Below are 16,248 nucleotides of genomic sequence, written 5' to 3' on the forward strand. Positions count from 1 at the left end.
CGCGTTCAGCTCTCTCGCGAGACCTCTTCGGGCGACTTGTCGGGACGCAGTCCTCGCCATCGCGAATGACGGAGGATGCCGCCCGGAGTGAACTCGCCGAACTCCACCTCGCCGACGAGCTCGGGTCGCACCCACAGCGCGTCGCTCGCGTCGATGGCCGGTACGCCGAGCAGGGGGTTCTCGTCGGTGCGGAGCGGCATGAGGCGTTGCAGCAGGGTGGCGAGCATCGAATCGCTGAACCCCGTGCCCACGCGTCCTGCGTAGCGCAGCCCGTCCTCGCCGGGGATCCCCAGCAGAAGAGACCCGAACGTGTTGCTTCGGCCGCCCTTGCCGGGGCGGATGCCGGCGATGACGACTTCCTGCGTCCGTGTGATCTTGACCTTGAGCCACGACTCCGAGCGCAGCCCCCTTCGGTAGGTCGATGACGGGTCCTTGACCACGATCCCCTCGAGCCGCAGTCGATCAGCCGTTTCGAGCGCGGTGTCGACGTCTTCGGACACCGGCGGGACGATGACGGATGCCGCGGAGGGCTCCGCGATCTCCTCCAGCACGCGCCGCCGCTCGTGGAGCGGTTCGCCGGTGAGGTCACGATCCCCGCGCACGAGGGCGTCGAAGAGGTAGTACTGCACGGGCGTGCGCCGTGCCTCGCGGGCGATGTCCCCGGCCCGCTCGAGGTTCATGCGGGTCTGCAGCAGCGGGAAGCTCGGGCGGCCGTCCGGTTCGAGGGCGACGAGCTCCCCGTCGACGACGGCATGTTCGTCTCCGAAGCCGAGGTCGGGCCCCGTCAGCTCGGGATAGCGGTGCGTGAGCTCGTTACCGCTCCGCGCGTACAGCCGGAGGTGCGCGCCGTCCCAGACGCCGATCGCACGGATCCCGTCCCATTTCGTCTCGACCCAGGGCGTTCCGCCCCATCGGGCGGCGGCACCGCGCGCGATCCCCGGTGTCGCCGAGGTCGACAGCATCGGTCGGAGCGCGTCCGAGGTCGGCGGCCACGCCGACGAGGCACTGCCGGCGCTCGGCCCGTGCGCGCCGGGCACGACGGAGGGACGACCGCCGGAGCCGGCCTTCGTGCGCACCCTCCCCGGCGTCGGGCGTTCCGTCTCGTCACCCTGCAGTCCGGCTTCGACGACGGTGCCGTCGGGCTGCACGCGGCCGGCGGCATCCGTCTTCATCCTGTGCAGCAGCCAGCTCGACTTCTCGCCCGCGCCGGACGTGCGGATGAGGGCCAGCCGCACGCGTCCCAGTGGCCCGCCCGGACGACCCTCGAGGGTCACGATCACTTCGTCGTCGCGCCATTTCTCGAGGTCGTAGCGCCCCTCGTCCCAGATGGTCACCGTACCTCCGCCGTACTCGCCGGCCGGGATCGACCCCTCGAAGCCGCCGTAGCTGAGCGGGTGATCCTCGGTCATGATGGCGAGGTTGTTGCGCGTGTACGAGTGCGGGACCCCGCGGGGCACGGCCCAGCTGACGAGCACGCCGTCGTGTTCGAGCCGGAAGTCCCAGTGCAACGCGGTCGCGTGATGCTCCTGGATGACGAAGGTGGGTCGTTCGTTGTGCGGAGTCTCGCCGAGCGGATTGACGGGCACCGGCTCGGGCGTGCGCCCGGCGCTGCGTTTGGAGATGTAGGCCGAAAGCGGGCCCACCTCGGCATCGCGACCGCCCGAGTGGAACCCGAGGGCCGCCATCGGGTCTCCCTCGGTACCCATCCGCTCGAGGACCTCGTCGAACCTCAGCTGCCGGAAGTTCGGCTCGGTGAGCTCCGCCCACGTCCGGGGGGCGGCCACGGTCGGGTGCGGTCGACCCCGGAGCGAATAGGGGGCGATCGTGGTCTTCGCGCCGTTGTTCTGGCTCCAGTCGATCAGCACCTTGCCCGTCCGCTCGGTCTTCTTCATGCTGCTGACGACGAGGTCCGCATGGTCGCTCTCGATCGCGCGCGCGAGCTCGTGGGCGAGGGCCGACGCGTGCTCTGTGGACTGCCCCGCAGGGAGTGCCGCGTAGAGATGGATCCCCTTGCTTCCGCTCGTCACGGGGTACGGTTCGAGGCCCATTCCGGTCAGGATGTCGCGTGCCCACCCCGCGACGATCGCGCACTCCGCCAGTCCCACGCCGGGGCCGGGGTCGAGGTCGAGCACCAGGCGGTCGGCGGGGCCCCGGGAGCCGTCCGGAGCGAAGCGCCACTGCGGGACGTGGAGCTCGAGGCTCGCGACCTGGGCCAGATACACCAGAGTGGGCACGTCCGAGACGAGGGGATAGTACTTCGCGCCGCCCGAGTGCTCGATCGGCATCCGCGCCACCCAGGACGGCGCACCGCGTTCGAGGTCCTTCGCGAAGAAGACCGGTTCGGGGTGGTCCTCTGTGCCGACGCCCTCGACCCAGCGCTTGCGGGTGACGGGCCGACCGATGACATGCGGGATCAGGAACGGGGCGATCCGCGTGTAGTAGTCGATGACCTCGCCCTTGGTGGTGCCCGTCTCGGGGTAGAGCACTTTGTCGAGATTCGTCACGCGCAGGCGACGGCCACCGACACGCACGAGTGTCTCGCCGCTCCCTGCCGCAGACTTCGCCACGGTCCTATCCTGACGGTCGCGGGCGCCGCCGTGTCACAACTCGGGTGGACTGCGTGCCACGCCGCGAGCCGACCCCGGAAATAGGAAGCTTCGACCGCCCGACCGGAGTCGTGTCGCGGGTCGCCGCGCAACCCCTGGCCACAGCATCCGTTCTTCGTGTTCACTGGGGTCATGAGAGCGATCTGGAAAGGCGCGCTGACCTTCGGCCTCGTCAACGTGCCCGTCAAGGTGTATTCCGCGACGGAGGACCACGACGTGTCGCTGCATCAGGTGCACGCCGCAGACGGCGGTCGCATCCGCTACCAGCGCATCTGCGAGATCGACGGGGAGGTCGTTCCCTTCTCCGACATCGACAAGGCCTTCGACGACGGCGAGCGCACGGTCGTCCTCACGAAGGATGACCTCGGGTCGCTCCCGTCGGAACGCAGCCGTGAGATCGAGGTCGTCGAGTTCGTGCCGACCGAGCAGGTCGATCTGCTGACACTCGACCGCGCCTACTACCTCGAGCCGGATTCGGTGTCGCCGAAGGCTTACGTCCTCCTGCGGAAGACGCTCGAGCAGACCGACCGGACGGCGATCGTCCGTTTCTCGCTGCGGCAGAAGACACGCCTGGCCGCTCTGCGAGTCCGCGGTGACGTCCTCGTGCTGCAGACCCTGCTCTGGGCCGACGAGGTGCGGGAGGCCGCATTTCCCGCCCTCGACGAGACCGTGCGCATCTCGGCGAAGGAGCTCGAGCTGTCGGCCTCGCTCGTCGACAGCTTCGCAAGCGACTTCGACCCCTCCGAGTTCGTGGACGAGTACCAGAACGAGCTGCGCACGCTGATCGACGCGAAGCTGGAGAAGGGCGACACCCTCGACACGACAGAGACCTTCGGCGAACCCGAGGAGGCTGAGAGCGGCGGCGAGGTCATCGACCTGATGGAGGCGCTGCGTGCCAGCGTCGAGCGGTCCCGGGCGGCTCGTCAGGGATCGAAGACGACAGACGACGCGGATGCCGAGTCCGAGGCATCCGGAAAGAAGACGTCATCCGCATCGACGTCGTCCACTAAGCCTGCCGCCAAGAAGACCGCGGCGAAGAAGAAGACCGCGAAGGCGTCCTGACGCCGCTCTTCCCATTAGGGGCGGGTGCCACCCGACGATCCGCGGTCATCGTGCTCCGGCCCGCGGTCGAAGACATCGGCGTCGAGAACGAGCGCCTCGGCCTCCACTTCGTCGATGACGTCCGTGCCGGCCGCGGCATCCTTCTTCGCCTTCCGGCGTTCGCTGAAGTAGTGATAGGCGGTGACGAGGAGCGTGCCGACCACGGCGGCGAGGAGGATCACGTCGATGTACTCGGCGACGAAGTCACCGAGGCCCGGGATGAAGCCGATGAGGTAACCGAGCATGGTCAGACCAAAGCCCCAGAGCATCGCTCCGATGAAGTTGAAGAGGGTGTAGCGGCGCCACGGCATGTGCCCCACACCGGCGGCGACAGGAGCGAACGTGCGCACGATCGGCACGAAGCGGGCGATGATGACCGTCAGTCCGCCGTACTTCTCGAAGAACGAGTTCGTCCGTTCGACGTTCTTGCGGCTGAACAGGCCGGATTCCTTACGCTCGAAGATCGCCGGGCCGCCCTTGTGCCCGATGTAATAGCCGACCTCGCCGCCGAGGAAAGCGGCCAGCGCGATCAGCAGAGCCACCCACCACACGCTGATGCCGAAGACGCCGTTCGGGGCGACCGGACTCGGGTGCGACAGCAGGCCGGCGATGATGAGGAGGGTGTCGCCCGGGAGCAGGAACCCGATGAGCAAGCCCGTCTCGGCGAAGACGATGAAGCAGACCACCAGCAGAGCCCACGGGCCCGCCGCGGCGATGAGCGTCTCGGGGTCGAGCCAGGGGATCAGAGCGATGGAGTGCAAGGTCGTTCCCGTCACGCGGTAGCGGTCGTCGTCGGTGGTGGTGGAGCCGGAACCTGAGCACCGGGCCCGTGCGGAAGGTGGGACTTGAACCCACACGCCCGAAGGCACAGGAACCTAAATCCTGCGTGTCTGCCGATTTCACCACTCCCGCTGGTGCGCTCAGTCTATCCAGGCGACTGGACAATGCCTGGGGACATCCGCGGGTGCCGGTCGGGGGGGTCCGCCACGCGGTATGTTGGCGAAACTCGTCGTCATAGGAGCACTCGTGGACGCACTCTGGCAGCTGCCGGTCATCGAAGGCCCAGTCCCGTCGATCGTCTACGCGGTCGGCATCGTCCTTGTGATCGTCTTGCTGTTCCGGCGGGTCACGCCGCGATGGTTGCTCACCGCGGTACTGGGTATCGGCCTGGGCGCGCTTGTGGGCTTCGGCATCTTCTTCCTCGCCAACGTGACCGGCGCCTTCGGCGACGCGCTGCCTCCCGAGGTGGGAGTGTGGGCGACGATCGCCTTCGCCGGCATCGGACTGGCGGTGGTGAGTCTGTGGAGTTCGCCTGTCTGGCGGAAGATCGTGGCGGCGTTCGCCATCCTGTGGTTCGCGATCGTGGGCATGATCGGCGTCAACGCGTTCTACGGATTGAACCCGACGCTCGGCAGCATCTTCGGGGTCAGTTCCGACAATCCCATCGCGATCCCCACACCGAATCCGTCTACGACGGCGAGCGGTCCGCTCTACGCTTCCTGGACACCGCCATCCGGCATGCCGCAGAAGGGCTCGCAGGGAACGCAGGTCATCCCGGGCACCGTCTCGGGGTTCAACGCCCGCCCGGCGGGTCTGTACCTGCCCCCGGCTGCACAGGTGCAGGGCGCGCCGGCGCTCCCGCTGGTGATCTTGATGATGGGGTATCCGGGCAATCCGGATCCGAGCTACATCGGTGCCGTGCTCGACGACTTCGCCGCGAAGAACAAGGGTCTGGCGCCGATCGTCATCGTCGCGGACCAGATCGGAACGGTCGGCGATCCCGCGTGCGCCGATTCGTCCGCCTTCGGCAACGCCGAGACCTATATCAAGACCGATGTCGTGAACTGGGCCAAGAAGAACCTGAACATCATCGAGGATCCCAAGTACTGGGTGATCGCCGGATACTCGAACGGTGGAGGATGTGCGATCAAATACGGCGCCCAGCAGCCGGACGTGTTCAAGAACATCCTCGACATCTCGGGCGAGGAATTCCCCGGTTCCGAGGACGTCGCCTCGGTGACGGCGCAGATCTACGGCGGTGATTCCGCCAAGTTCGAGGCCTCGAAGCCGATCAACATCATGGCGGCGGCCCCCGCGGGCACCTACGCCGGGGTCACCGCCGTCTTCACCGTCGGCGGCAACGACCCCGGCTTCCAGCCGGCTCAGCAGGCGGTCTCGGCCGCAGCGAGCAAGGCGGGCATGACGGTCACGAGCTACACCGTCCCCGGCGCAGGTCACGTCGTGGACGGCCTGAACGGCGGCTTGCAGGAGGGCTTCACCGTCCTGTATCCCGTGCTGGGACTTTCCGCTCCCTGAATCAGCGCTTGTGGCCGAACGCGAAGTAGGCGAGCGGTCCGATCCAGTTGACGAGGATGACCGGGATCCACACCGGCTTGGGGCCCCGGATGTCGCGGGCGGGTCGATGGGCGAGGTCCCAGAAGGCGAGGAACGCGAACGCGAGCTGGAGGGTGCCGACCAGGAAGAGCCAGATACGGGCGACGGGGCCGACGGCCTTCACGGCTTTCACGGCCTTGGCAGCGCCGGCGGCCTTCGCCGCATCCAGTGCGATGTCCTTGAGCGATTCCTTCGTGGTGTCGTGAGTCATGGGCTCATCCTCCCACCTGTGGATAACTTCCGCGGCCGTCTCCTCGTCTTGCGAGGATTCACGGATGAGTCTCGCCTCCGCCACTGTGGTCGGCCCTGTCGCCGCCGTGGCCGAGCGTGTGCGCGAACGGCTCCGCGCAGAGCAGACCGATCCCGCCCGGGATCCCGAGGTCGCCGCCCGGATCGCCCGCGCCGAGGTCCTACGGCACAACGACTTCGCGCTCGCCCGGGGACTTGCGACCGTCGACGATGAGGCATCCGCGGTCCGCGACGTGCTCGCGTCGATCGCGGGCTACGGCCCGCTGCAGGCCTATCTCGATGATCCCACCGTCGAGGAGCTCTGGATCAACGCGCCCGACCGCATCTACGTGGCGAGGGCCGGACGGTCCGAGCGGATCCCGGTGGTGCTCACCGACGCGGCCGTGCGTGATCTTGTGGAGCGGATGCTGCATGCCACCGGTCGTCGCGTCGATCTGAGTCAGCCCTTCGTGGACGCATCGCTGCCGGACGGGTCCCGGCTGCACGTCGTGATCCCCGACATCACCCGCCGCCACTGGTCGGTGAACGTCCGGAAGTTCCTGCCGGCCTTCCGTGACCTCGACGCGCTCGTGACGACGGGGTCGATCGAACCCGCGGCCGCACGTGCCCTGCGCGACGCGATGCACGACGGCCGCAGCGTGCTGGTCTCGGGTGCGACGCATGCCGGCAAGACGACGCTGCTCGGCACGCTGATCGGCGTGTGTCCGCCCAGCCACCGGATCGTCACGGTGGAGGAGACCTTCGAGCTCGGTGTCGATGCGGCTGACCTGGTGGCCCTGCAGGGCCGGCAGCCGAGTCTGGAGGGCACCGGCGAGGTGACCCTCCGCCGCCTCGTCAAGGAGGCGCTCAGGATGCGCCCCGATCGTCTGGTGGTCGGCGAAGTACGCGACGCCGAGGCGCTCGATCTTCTTCTCGCTCTCAACACCGGTGTGCCGGGCGCGGCCACCATCCACGCGAACTCTGCGCGTGAAGCGCTGTCGAAGCTGGCTGCGCTGCCGCTGCTCGCGGGCCGCAACATCGACAGCGGGTTCGTGCTGCCTGCTGTCGCTGCGTCGGTCCATCTCGTCGCACACTGCGCGAAAGACGGAGCCGGTCAACGCCGCGTGGTCGAACTGGTCGAGCCGACAGGCCGCGTGGTGGACGGTGTCATCGAGGCGCGGACGGTGTACAGCCGGAGCGGAAGATGATCATCGTGTGGGGAGCGGTCCTGGGAGCCGGCATCCTCCTCCTCATCTCGCCCTGGGTGTGGCCGCATGGCGAGCGCGCGGCTGCCGTGCCGCAGCCGGGCGCGCTCGACCGGCTGCTCGAGGCGGCCGGCTTCGCCCGCATCCCGCCGAGAGCGGTCCTGATCGTCTCGGCCGCGACGGCGCTGCTGGCCGCTTCGACCTCGTGGCTTGTCGCGCCGGTGCCGGCACTCGCCGGCGTTGCCGGAGCGGCGGGCGCGTCGACTCCGTTCCTCTGGCTGCGCGCGAGGGTCTTGCGGCTGCGGCGCTCGCGGCGCGGCCTCTGGCCCGACATCTGCGACCTGTTGATCGCATCGGTGCGGTCCGGCATGGCGCTTCCGGACGCGGTGGCGAGTCTGCAGGATTCCGCGCCGGTCGTCCTTCGTCCCGCCTTCGCGCAGTTCGCGCGCGACCTTTCGGCGTCCGGGCACTTCGATTCCAGCGTGGCTCAACTCAAGACGACCCTGGCCGACCCTGTCGCGGACCGCATCATCGAGACCCTCCGCATGGCGCGTCAGGTCGGCGGCACGGAACTCACCGCGGTGCTGCGTGCACTGTCGGGGTCGGTGCGCGCGGACGCAGCGCTGCGGGCCGAAGTCGAGGCTCGGCAGTCGTGGGTGCGAGGCGCCGCGGTCCTCGGCGTCGTCGCACCCTGGGTCATCCTCGCTCTGCTCGCCCTCCGGCCCGAGGGCGCGGAGGCGTATTCGAGCCCCGAGGGCGTGGCCCTGATCGTGACGGGCGCGGTCGTCTCCTTCCTCGCCTACCGGATCATGCTTCGTATCGGCCGACTGCCCGAGCCGCGGCGGTGGTTCGGGTGACTCCCGTCGACCTCACCCAGATCGCGACGGCCGTCGTCTTGGGTGGGGCGTTCGGGATCGGCGTCTGCCTTCTCGTCTCCCTCGCCCCGCGCTGGGGTGCGCCCAGCCTGTCGCGGCGGATCGCCCCGTACATCCGGGACGTCACCGATCCGCGCGGCACGACCGTATGGGTCGCCCCGCTGTCGGTCGACGTACGAGCCGTGTGGCGTTCGGCGCAGCTGCGATTCGGTGCGGCGATCGGCGGTTCTGAGACCATCGTGCGGCGTCTGAGGCAAGCAGCGTGGCCGATGGATGTCGCGGCTTTCCGCGGGCGGCAACTCGCCTGGGGCGTGGGCGGACTCGTCGTCGGTGGAATCCTCGTCGTCGTCCTGGCGCTCTTCGGACGGCTGTCTGCCGGCGGAGTGCTCATCCCGCCGGTCTCCGCCGTCATCGGGGTCGTCCTCGCCGACGTGCATCTGACGCGCGCGGCGCGCGCACGGGTCGGGCGGATCGAGGAAGAGCTGCCGACCGTGCTGGAGTTCCTCGCTCTGTGCCTCTCCGCCGGTGAGGGCCTTCTGGATTCGCTGCGGCGGGTCGGTGCCGTGGGTGCCGGTGACCTCACCAGCGAGCTGCGCGGAGTGGTGCTGGCCGTCGGCACCGGTTCGTCGCTGGGTGACTCGCTCGCCCGTCTCGCCGAGCAGGTGCAGGTGCCCGCGCTGTCTCGCACCATCGACCACCTGATCGCAGCGATCGACCGCGGCGCACCCCTCGCGCACGTGCTGCATGCGCAGGCGCTCGATGCTCGTGAAGACGCGAAACGCGGCCTCATCGAGCAGTCCGGGCGCAAGGAGATCCTGATGCTCCTGCCCCTCGTCTTCCTCATACTGCCGCTCAGCATCCTGTTCGCCGTCTTCCCCGGCGTTTTCATGCTGCGACTCGGGATCGGTTGACCGCACGCGGTCGGAATGGAGAGAACGATGATGCGTGAACTGTACGGACGGGTGACGGCGCGACTGCGCACAGCCTGGGGCGACACGATCCGTCTGCGCGACGACGAACGCGGTGATGTCCCCGGCTGGGTGCTCATCACCCTCATGACCGCCGGGCTCGTGGTCGTGATCTGGGCGCTCGCGGGACCGGCGCTGGCCGGCCTGTTCGAGCAGGCGATCTCGCGCGTCTCCGGTCTGTAGCCGTGCGAGGCGTCCGCTCGCTCGCGGATGACGAATCCGGCTCCAGTCCCGTCGAGTTCGTCCTGGTGGGGGCGCTGCTGACCCTGCTGACACTCGGCGTGCTCCAGCTGTCGCTGGCCATCTACGTGCGCAACGTGGTGCACGATGCGGCAGTCGAGGGGGCATTCCACGCGGCCTTGGCGGACACGGCGCTGTCGGAGGGCGCAGACCGCACCCGCGCGATCGTCACGCGGGCCGTCGGAGCCGCGTACGCGGACGACGTCGACGTGCGCCAGACAGATCGGGGTGGCCGATCCGAGATCGCAGTCACGATCCGCACCACGCTTCCCCTGATCGGGCTTCTCGGCGCTCCTCGGCTGCTGGAGGTGACCGCGCATGCCCCGGTCGAAACGCTGGACTGAGAGGGGTCGGGACGACGAGAGCGCGCCACGCCAGGACCGCGGGTGGTTGCCCGGGCAGGGCGATCGCCTGCTCGAGGACGAGATCGGATCAGCGGCCCTCGAGTTCATCCTCGTCGGGCTGGTTCTCCTGGTGCCCGTCGTCTACCTCATCATCGCCCTCGGCCTGATCCAAGGGCAGGCACTCGGGGTCGAGGCGGGCGCGAGGCACGTCGCGCGCACGGTCTCCACCGCGCCGGATGCCGCGACCGCTGCCGTCAGAGCCGACGCCGTCATCGCGGTCGTGACGGAGGAGTACGGAATCGATTCCTCGGCGATCGACGTGTCGATCGCCTGTCGACCCGTGTCAGCGTCGTGCCCGTCCGCCGGTGCCACCGTGGTCGTCACCGTCGCGACCCGGGTGTCGCTGCCCCTCGTGCCGGAAGTCCTCGGCCTCGAGCGGCTCGCGAGTATCCCGGTCGAGGCATCCGCCGCGCAGAAGGTATCGCGCTTCTGGAGCGCGCCATGAAAGGCCCGCGTGGGCCCGTGGACGATGACGAGGGCAGCATCCTGATCCTGACGATCGGCTACGCCGTGCTGGCGCTCGTGGCCGTGCTCGTCTGTGCGAATGCGACGAGCCTCTACCTCGCGCAGAAGCAGTTGGATTCGCTGGCGGACGCTGCGGCCCTCGCCGGCGCGGACGGTTTCACGATCTCGGTCGACGGCACGGGGGAGCCGATCGCCGCCCTCACCAGCGACGGGGTCCGCGCGCAGGCGGAGTCCCTCGTCACGGATGTCGGGAACGGCGCGGCGCTGCTCTCGGCGACCACCCCGGACGGTCTGTCCGCCCGGGTGACGGTCGCAGCCGTCTGGCACCCACCGGTCATCACGCTGTTCGTCCCCGACGGGGTGCCGCTGCAGGCGACGGCGACGAGTCGCACCGCTCTGCGGTGAGGGACCCTGGGCTCGGTCGACGCCCCACGAGGGCAATCCAGCCGCCGTCATCGCTTACGCGGAACGAACATCGGCACCCAGCGGATGAACGCCGCCGCTCCGACGAATCCGAGCACGCCCATGGTCGCGGTGGCGATCGACAGGCTGGCCACGGCGGTCACCGCGGACACGATCAGCGGCGCCACCGCGCCGCCCGCATCGGTGAGGGTGCGCCACGATCCGAGGAATGCGGCGGGGGCCGTCTCGGGCGCCACGTCCGCCCCCAGAGTGAGCAGGATGCCGCTCGAGAGGCCGTTGCCCAGGCCGAGTACCGCGGCGAAGATCGTGAACCACATGCCCGCGCCCTCGACGTCGTGCGTGAACGACAGCGCCAGGAATCCGCAGCCCATCAGCACCATCGCGGGCAGCGCCGCCCAGAGTCGGCCGAACCTGTCCATCACCTGGCCGCTCGCGTAGAACAGTGTGAAATCGATGGCACCCGAGATCCCCACCACCAGCGCGATGTTCTGCGCGTCGAGTCCGATCGACAAGCCCCACAGCGGCAGCACCACCTGGCGGGCCGAGCGGATGGCCGAAAGGGATGCCGCGGCCAGGCCGAGCCTCGACAGCACCCGGCGGTTCAGCCACATGGTCCGCAACACCCCCACGCGGGCCGCGGTCGGTATCGACCCGGTGACGGCCTCCCCGGTGTCCTCGACGGCGGAGCCAGTGGCCGCGCCGGTCGGTGCGGCGACCGGCACCGCGGCCTCCGGATCGGGGCCGAGCAGCACGAGCAGTACCGTGGCGACGAGGCAGCCGGCGAAGAACCAGATGGCGGAGTGCTCTTCGCCGAACAGCCCGAGCAGGCCCGCCGCGATGAACGGCCCGACGAACATCCCGAGCCGGAACGATCCGCCGAGGAGCGACAGCGCCCGCGCGCGGAAGGCGAGCGGCACACGCGTCGTCATGAACGAGTGCCGAGCGAGGCCGAAGGCCGCGGCGCAGAACCCGATGAGGAAGACGGATGCCGCGAACACGCCGAGGTTCGGAGCCCACAGCATCCCCGTGATTCCTCCCAGGGCGACCGCCCCGGCGATGGCCATCGTGAGGCGTTCGCCGACACGCGCGACCGCCCACCCCGACGGGATGTTGCCGCACAGCTGACCGACCACGAGCGCGGAGGCGACGAGGGCGGCGCCGGCGACACCTGCACCGAGCTGTGCGGCGATGACCGGGATCAGGGGGATCACCGCGCCCTCGCCGAGTCCGAACAGGACGGTCGGTCCATAGATCATGGGGCCGAATCGCCACAGCACGCGAGAGGTGCGTTCGGGATCGGCCATCACTTCAGGCTATCGGCGCATTCCGGCGCCGGTCGTCCGGGCGGCTCCTGTGACCCGGTCGATCGACGGGCCGGAGGTGAGGCCGCATCCGCGATACCCTGGACTGTCATGCTCGAACTAGATCTTTCCGCCGATATCCAGGCGCTGCGCGCCACCTTCGCCGACATCAAGGCCGTGGTCGATCTCGACGCGCTCACGGCGGAGATCGATCGCCTCAGCGCAGAGGCCGGCGTCCCCGATCTCTGGGATGACACGGACAAGGCGCAGAAGGTCACGAGCGCGCTCAGTCACCGGCAGTCCGAGCTCGCCCGCATCCAGAGCATCGAACGCCGCCTCGACGACATCGAGGTGCTCGTCGAGCTCGCGAACGAGATGGGTGACGAGGATTCCGCAGTCGAGGCTCGGGCGGAGCTCGTCGAGCTGGAGGGCCTGATCGGCCAGCTCGAAGTGCAGACGCTCCTCGACGGCGAGTACGACGAACGCCCCGCGGTCGTGACGATCCGCGCGGGTGCCGGCGGAGTGGACGCGTCGGACTTCGCCGAGATGCTGCTGCGCATGTACCTGCGGTGGGCCGAGCAGCACAAGTATCCCGTGACCGTCATGGACTCGTCCTATGCCGAAGAGGCCGGCATCAAATCGGCCACCTTCGAGGTCGACGCGCCCTATGCCTTCGGAACGCTCAGCGTCGAGGCCGGCACCCACCGGCTCGTACGCATGAGTCCGTTCAACTCCGCCGGCAAGCGTCAGACCTCTTTCGCGGCTGTCGAGGTCATCCCGCTCATGGAGGAGGCCGTCGAGGTCGAGATCCCCGAGAACGATCTGCGCGTCGACGTGTTCCGCTCGTCCGGCCCCGGTGGGCAGTCCGTCAACACCACCGACTCCGCGGTGCGTCTGACCCACATCCCGACCGGCACGGTCGTGTCGATGCAGAACGAGAAATCGCAGATCCAGAACCGCGCCGCCGCGATGCGCGTGCTGCAGTCGCGCCTCATGCTCATCCAGAAGGAGCAGGAGGCCGCGATCAAGAAGGACCTCGCCGGGGTGATCACCGCGAGCTGGGGTGACCAGATGCGTTCGTACGTGCTCGCGCCGTACCAGATGGTCAAGGATCTGCGCACGGACTTCGAGGTCAACAACCCCACCGCGGTGTTCGACGGCGATCTCGACGGCTTCATCTCCGCCGGCATCAAGTGGCGCAAGCGCCCGCAAGACGACTGACCGGATGCTGCCGCCATGCCCCCGGTTCCGGAAGCGGTGACCGACCGGCGTGCAACGCTCACGCTGTTCTGCGGTCTCCCCGGCGCGGGTAAGACGACACTCGCCCGTCGTCTGGAGAACGAAGGCCGCGGCATCCGACTCTGCACGGACGATTGGCAGGCGGACCTCGGCGTCGACGCGGAGGACGGCGACTTCCACGGGCGTCTGCAGACAGCTCTCTACCGTCATGCGCTGCAGCTGCTGGCGCACGGCGTCGATGTGATCCTCGAGGACGGACTCTGGATGGGCGCGGAGCGCGCCGAGAAGTTCCACGACGCGCGTGAGGTGGGTGCGCGCATCGAGCTGCACGTCTTCGATGTGGAGCTGGAGACGCTGTGGGCACGACTGCAGGTGCGCAACACCGGCGCGCGACGGGGAGCGCACCCCCTTGGTCGCGAGGACCTCGAGCGTGCGTGGTCGCTGTTCGAGCCGCCCGGCGCCGACGAGCTGGCTGCGGTCGATCGGTATCTGATCCACCGGTCCGCCTGACCGTCGGGCGGCCCCCTCGTGGGCGAGGGGGCCACGGCGGGACCGATCCGCCAACCCCGGGTGTCGCACCGGGGCCGCGGAAGCCCCCCGCTTAGGCTCTAGTGGCCATGATCAGGTTCGAGAACGTCACGAAGCGCTACCGCGGAACCTCCCGACCCGCCTTGAGCGCCGTCGACTTCGAAGTGCTCCGCGGGGAGTTCGTCTTCCTCGTCGGTGCATCCGGCTCGGGGAAGTCTTCCTGCCTGCACCTCATCCTCCGACAGGAGACGCCGAGCGACGGCAGAGTCGTCGTGCTCGGCCGCGACCTGCGCACGCTGTCGAACCGAAAGGTGCCCTACTTCCGCCGGCACGTGGGTGCGGTGTTCCAGGACTTCCGGCTGCTGCCCACGAAGACGGTGTTCCAGAACGTCGCCTTCACCCTGCAGGTGATCGGATCCTCCAAGGGGTTCATCAAGCAGGCGGTGCCGGAGGTGCTGGCGTTGGTGGGGCTCGACGGCAAGGAGAAGCGGTTCCCGCACGAGCTCTCCGGCGGGGAGCAGCAGCGCGTCGCGATCGCTCGTGCGCTCGTCAACCGTCCCCAGGTCCTCCTCGCGGACGAGCCGACCGGAAACCTCGACCCCGGCACGTCCGTCGACATCATGCAGCTGCTTTCGCGCATCAACGCGGCGGGAACCACGGTCGTCATGGCCACGCACGAAGCGGGCTTCGTCGACCAGATGCAGCGTCGTGTGATCGAGCTCAAAGACGGCGTCATGATGCGCGACGAGCGCCACGGCGGGTACGGCGACACCTCCGGTATCCCGAGTCTGGCTCCCGAGCCCGTGCGCGGCGCGGCCGCGATCGCGGCACTGACGGCGGTCCTCGAGGTGCAGCGCGAAGTCAATGCGGGCGAGAGTGTCGACCCCGCGGTGCTCGACACGGCCGTCGAGGCGGCCGAGGAGGTGGTGGTCGAGACCGTGCAGGAAGCCGAGGCGACGGATGCCGCGGCCAAGGCCGCCGCACTCGCTGCGGTGCAGGCCCGAGCGGAGGCGTCGTCCGGCGCCGCGTGGTCTGCGCCCGCCGAAGCGTCCGCTTCTCATGCGTCGCCCTACGGCCCCCTGAGTGCCGTCGGCCCCGCGTCGGCGCAGACGTCCGCGGCCACCGGTGCGCACACCGCGCCCGTTCCACCAGCCCCGACCGAGACCGCCGCCCTCACTCTGCCCACGATCGACGTCCCCGCCGCGGATCTCGCGGATCTGGGCGTCGCCGACCGTCTCGGCCTGGGTGAGACCGATCCCGACGACGAAGTGGGGCCCACCTCATGAGGATCGGACTGATCCTGTCGGAGGCGCTGTCGGGGCTCCGGCGCAATGCCTCGATGGTCATCTCGGTCGTGCTCGTGACGTTCGTGTCACTCACATTCGTGGGGTCGGCGATGCTCATGCAGATGCAGATCGGCACGATGCGCGACTACTGGGTCGATCGTGCGCAGGTGTCGGTGTCGATGTGCACGGCGCTGTCGCAGGCGGCGACCTGCACGGGGGGTCTCGCGACCGATGAACAGGTGGCGGAGGTGCAGGCCAAGCTCGACGGCGAGGCTCTCGCGCCGCTCATCCGCAGCGTCCAGTTCGAGACGCAGCAGGAGGCCTACGACAATGCTCTCGCGCTGCTGCCCGACGATTACGCCTCATTCCTCACGCCGGAGCAGTTCAACGAGTCCTTCTACATCAACCTGGTCGACCAGACCCAGTCCGACGTGATCATCGAGGCGTTCCAGGGCATGACCGGCGTCGAAGAGGTGAACGATCAGCTGCAGTACCTCGAACCGCTGTTCTCCGCATTGACGGTCGCCACATACATCGCGATCGGCATCGCCGTGCTCATGCTCGTGGCCGCCGTCCTCCTGATCGCGACCACGATCCGGCTGTCGGCCTACGCGCGTCGGAGAGAGATCGGCATCATGCGCCTGGTCGGGGCCTCCAATCGGTTCATCCAGACCCCGTTCATCCTCGAGGGCGTGTTCGCCGCGTTCATCGGCTCGGTGCTGGCCAGTGGTGCGGTGCTGGCGATCGTCCACTTCGGGGTCAACGACTATCTGCGCGCGCGGATCGACTTCGTCACCACATGGGTGCGGGTGGAGGACGCGTGGCTGGTCATTCCCGTCATCATCGGGATCGGCATCGTGCTCGCCGCCCTCTCAGCGGGGTTCGCCATCCGCCGATGGTTGCGAGCCTGACAGGACGCCACCCGTCGGCGCTTGCTATGCTGGTGGGCTGTCGTGCGGACGCACGGCTCGAGCACAGGAGTACG

At 68.9% G+C, this 16,248-nt stretch carries 17 protein-coding genes and 1 tRNA gene; 13 read left to right on the forward strand and 5 right to left on the reverse strand.

Translation table 11 applies throughout. The annotated features are described in order from the left end of the window. Window positions 1-5: 5 nt before the first annotated feature. Window positions 6-2,567, reverse strand: coding sequence for an ATP-dependent DNA ligase (locus tag ACFXOO_RS04840; RefSeq protein WP_394562912.1), 2,562 nt, complete (start codon window positions 2,565-2,567; stop codon window positions 6-8). A gap of 171 nt (window positions 2,568-2,738) precedes the next feature. Between ACFXOO_RS04840 and ACFXOO_RS04845 the strand changes: the two genes are divergently transcribed. Beyond that, the gene (locus ACFXOO_RS04845; protein ID WP_394562913.1) at window positions 2,739-3,668 is read left to right on the forward strand and encodes a Ku protein; all 930 of its coding nucleotides are present in this window, start codon (window positions 2,739-2,741) and stop codon (window positions 3,666-3,668) included. A 14-nt stretch (window positions 3,669-3,682) separates the two neighbouring features. On the opposite strand, the gene ACFXOO_RS04850 is transcribed toward ACFXOO_RS04845, so the two are convergent. Both ACFXOO_RS04850 and ACFXOO_RS04855 read right to left on the reverse strand, forming a co-directional pair. Continuing rightward, complete coding sequence (locus tag ACFXOO_RS04850) at window positions 3,683-4,468, reverse strand: DedA family protein (RefSeq protein ID WP_394562914.1); 786 nt, start codon at window positions 4,466-4,468, stop codon at window positions 3,683-3,685. Between the two features lie 69 nt (window positions 4,469-4,537). Further along, window positions 4,538-4,619 (reverse strand) — tRNA-Leu (locus ACFXOO_RS04855). Between the two features lie 114 nt (window positions 4,620-4,733). Here ACFXOO_RS04855 and ACFXOO_RS04860 point away from each other — a divergent pair. Next, window positions 4,734-6,023, forward strand: a complete 1,290-nt coding sequence (locus ACFXOO_RS04860) for an alpha/beta hydrolase-fold protein (RefSeq protein ID WP_378838795.1) — start codon at window positions 4,734-4,736, stop codon at window positions 6,021-6,023. Window position 6,024: 1 nt separating this feature from the next. Here ACFXOO_RS04860 and ACFXOO_RS04865 read toward each other — a convergent pair whose 3' ends face one another. Beyond that, a complete protein-coding gene (locus ACFXOO_RS04865) occupies window positions 6,025-6,312 on the reverse strand; it encodes a PLDc N-terminal domain-containing protein (RefSeq protein ID WP_378838798.1) in 288 nt (95 codons plus the stop codon). A gap of 64 nt (window positions 6,313-6,376) precedes the next feature. Here ACFXOO_RS04865 and ACFXOO_RS04870 point away from each other — a divergent pair, with 64 nt between their 5' ends. Genes ACFXOO_RS04870 through ACFXOO_RS04900 form a run of 7 tightly spaced genes read left to right on the forward strand, consistent with a single transcriptional unit; the run spans window position 6,377 to window position 10,891 of the window. Then, on the forward strand, window positions 6,377-7,537 hold the full coding sequence (locus tag ACFXOO_RS04870; protein ID WP_378838801.1) for a CpaF family protein: 1,161 nt from the start codon (window positions 6,377-6,379) through the stop codon (window positions 7,535-7,537). Continuing rightward, window positions 7,534-8,391, forward strand: a complete 858-nt coding sequence (locus ACFXOO_RS04875; RefSeq protein ID WP_378838803.1) for a type II secretion system F family protein — start codon at window positions 7,534-7,536, stop codon at window positions 8,389-8,391. Before ACFXOO_RS04870 ends, ACFXOO_RS04875 begins: the two co-directional genes overlap by 4 nt. Continuing rightward, window positions 8,388-9,320 (forward strand): type II secretion system F family protein, encoded by a 933-nt coding sequence (locus ACFXOO_RS04880; RefSeq protein WP_394562915.1) that lies wholly within the window; start codon window positions 8,388-8,390, stop codon window positions 9,318-9,320. The genes ACFXOO_RS04875 and ACFXOO_RS04880 overlap by 4 nt, the downstream gene beginning before the upstream one ends. 27 nt (window positions 9,321-9,347) lie before the next feature. Further along, entirely contained in the window at window positions 9,348-9,560 is a 213-nt protein-coding gene (locus tag ACFXOO_RS04885) for a hypothetical protein (RefSeq protein ID WP_378850951.1), read from the forward strand. A gap of 2 nt (window positions 9,561-9,562) precedes the next feature. Continuing rightward, on the forward strand, window positions 9,563-9,961 hold the full coding sequence (locus tag ACFXOO_RS04890; RefSeq protein ID WP_378850949.1) for a TadE/TadG family type IV pilus assembly protein: 399 nt from the start codon (window positions 9,563-9,565) through the stop codon (window positions 9,959-9,961). After that, window positions 9,936-10,466, forward strand: a complete 531-nt coding sequence (locus ACFXOO_RS04895; protein ID WP_378850947.1) for a TadE family protein — start codon at window positions 9,936-9,938, stop codon at window positions 10,464-10,466. The genes ACFXOO_RS04890 and ACFXOO_RS04895 overlap by 26 nt, the downstream gene beginning before the upstream one ends. Next, the gene (locus ACFXOO_RS04900) at window positions 10,463-10,891 is read left to right on the forward strand and encodes a pilus assembly protein TadG-related protein (RefSeq protein ID WP_394562916.1); all 429 of its coding nucleotides are present in this window, start codon (window positions 10,463-10,465) and stop codon (window positions 10,889-10,891) included. The genes ACFXOO_RS04895 and ACFXOO_RS04900 overlap by 4 nt, the downstream gene beginning before the upstream one ends. Window positions 10,892-10,938: 47 nt before the next feature. Here ACFXOO_RS04900 and ACFXOO_RS04905 read toward each other — a convergent pair whose 3' ends face one another. Beyond that, on the reverse strand, window positions 10,939-12,213 hold the full coding sequence (locus tag ACFXOO_RS04905; protein WP_394562917.1) for an MFS transporter: 1,275 nt from the start codon (window positions 12,211-12,213) through the stop codon (window positions 10,939-10,941). A gap of 108 nt (window positions 12,214-12,321) precedes the next feature. Here ACFXOO_RS04905 and prfB point away from each other — a divergent pair, with 108 nt between their 5' ends. The 4 genes from prfB (at window position 12,322) to ftsX (ending at window position 16,174) form a co-directional block, all read left to right on the forward strand. Further along, a complete protein-coding gene (prfB, locus tag ACFXOO_RS04910) occupies window positions 12,322-13,431 on the forward strand; it encodes a peptide chain release factor 2 (RefSeq protein ID WP_378838820.1) in 1,110 nt (369 codons plus the stop codon). A 15-nt stretch (window positions 13,432-13,446) separates the two neighbouring features. Continuing rightward, a complete protein-coding gene (locus ACFXOO_RS04915) occupies window positions 13,447-13,959 on the forward strand; it encodes an AAA family ATPase (RefSeq protein ID WP_394562918.1) in 513 nt (170 codons plus the stop codon). Window positions 13,960-14,066: 107 nt separating this feature from the next. Beyond that, window positions 14,067-15,263 carry a cell division ATP-binding protein FtsE gene (gene ftsE, locus ACFXOO_RS04920; protein ID WP_394562919.1) on the forward strand — a complete coding sequence of 399 codons (1,197 nt, stop codon included), beginning with the start codon at window positions 14,067-14,069 and terminating at the stop codon, window positions 15,261-15,263. Further along, window positions 15,260-16,174 (forward strand): permease-like cell division protein FtsX, encoded by a 915-nt coding sequence (gene ftsX / locus ACFXOO_RS04925; protein WP_394562920.1) that lies wholly within the window; start codon window positions 15,260-15,262, stop codon window positions 16,172-16,174. The genes ftsE and ftsX overlap by 4 nt, the downstream gene beginning before the upstream one ends. Window positions 16,175-16,248 lie beyond the last annotated feature (74 nt).

The organism is Microbacterium sp. P03, from assembly GCF_043556235.1.
In the GTDB taxonomy this organism is placed as follows: Bacteria; Actinomycetota; Actinomycetes; order Actinomycetales; family Microbacteriaceae; genus Microbacterium.

What these genes read in the sequence shown, in the direction of transcription:
- ACFXOO_RS04845 (WP_394562913.1), top strand. Translation starts at nt 2,739, where the DNA reads ATGAGAGCGATCTGGAAAGGCGCGCTGACCTTCGGCCTCGTCAACGTG.
- ACFXOO_RS04865 (WP_378838798.1), bottom strand. Translation starts at nt 6,312, where the DNA reads ATGACTCACGACACCACGAAGGAATCGCTCAAGGACATCGCACTGGAT.
- ACFXOO_RS04870 (WP_378838801.1), top strand. Translation starts at nt 6,377, where the DNA reads ATGAGTCTCGCCTCCGCCACTGTGGTCGGCCCTGTCGCCGCCGTGGCC.
- ACFXOO_RS04875 (WP_378838803.1), top strand. Translation starts at nt 7,534, where the DNA reads ATGATCATCGTGTGGGGAGCGGTCCTGGGAGCCGGCATCCTCCTCCTC.
- ACFXOO_RS04885 (WP_378850951.1), top strand. Translation starts at nt 9,348, where the DNA reads ATGATGCGTGAACTGTACGGACGGGTGACGGCGCGACTGCGCACAGCC.
- ACFXOO_RS04895 (WP_378850947.1), top strand. Translation starts at nt 9,936, where the DNA reads ATGCCCCGGTCGAAACGCTGGACTGAGAGGGGTCGGGACGACGAGAGC.
- ACFXOO_RS04900 (WP_394562916.1), top strand. Translation starts at nt 10,463, where the DNA reads ATGAAAGGCCCGCGTGGGCCCGTGGACGATGACGAGGGCAGCATCCTG.
- ACFXOO_RS04905 (WP_394562917.1), bottom strand. Translation starts at nt 12,213, where the DNA reads ATGGCCGATCCCGAACGCACCTCTCGCGTGCTGTGGCGATTCGGCCCC.
- prfB (WP_378838820.1), top strand. Translation starts at nt 12,322, where the DNA reads ATGCTCGAACTAGATCTTTCCGCCGATATCCAGGCGCTGCGCGCCACC.
- ACFXOO_RS04915 (WP_394562918.1), top strand. Translation starts at nt 13,447, where the DNA reads ATGCCCCCGGTTCCGGAAGCGGTGACCGACCGGCGTGCAACGCTCACG.
- ftsE (WP_394562919.1), top strand. Translation starts at nt 14,067, where the DNA reads ATGATCAGGTTCGAGAACGTCACGAAGCGCTACCGCGGAACCTCCCGA.
- ftsX (WP_394562920.1), top strand. Translation starts at nt 15,260, where the DNA reads ATGAGGATCGGACTGATCCTGTCGGAGGCGCTGTCGGGGCTCCGGCGC.